Below are 461 nucleotides of genomic sequence, written 5' to 3'. Positions count from 1 at the left end.
ACCGCTTTAATCGTTGGGCAAGCAAGGGCTTGTGGGATAAATTTTTTTTAAACTACGAGGCGTACTGGATCAAGAATGGGTATTCATTGACGGAAGCTACATACGCACGCATCAGCATGCAAGTGGAGCTCGGCATGGTTTCGAGCGAGCAATTGGACAGTCTAGAGGTGGAAGAACCACAAAAATCCATCTTGCAACCGACGCGAATGGATTACCGATTGATTTTAAAATCACTGGAGGTGAAGTCCATGACAGCCAAGTTGCGGAGCAGTTGATTGGTGAGATTGGTCAGGCAGATTATCTGATTGCGGATAAAGGCTATGATTCAGAAAAAATTAGGATGTTGGCAAGAAAGCAAAATATTGTGCCGATCATCCCAATGAAATCAAATAGTAAGAGAGAAAATAAAGAATTTGATCAGTACTTATATCGTTTAAGGCATTTAGTTGAAAATGCCTTTG

1 pseudogene is annotated in these 461 nt (G+C 41.4%); it reads left to right on the top strand.

Features of this window, described 5'->3' with window-relative positions:
* Nucleotides 1-461 (top strand): annotated as a pseudogene (locus LVY74_RS17615) (IS5 family transposase); the annotation flags it as partial.

The sequence above is a fragment of the Acinetobacter sp. ME22 genome (assembly GCF_022012315.1).
Lineage (GTDB): Bacteria > Pseudomonadota > Gammaproteobacteria > Pseudomonadales > Moraxellaceae > Acinetobacter > Acinetobacter brisouii_A.
Note: the sequence above shows the minus strand (reverse complement) of the source record. Positions and strands in the feature narration are given on the sequence as shown.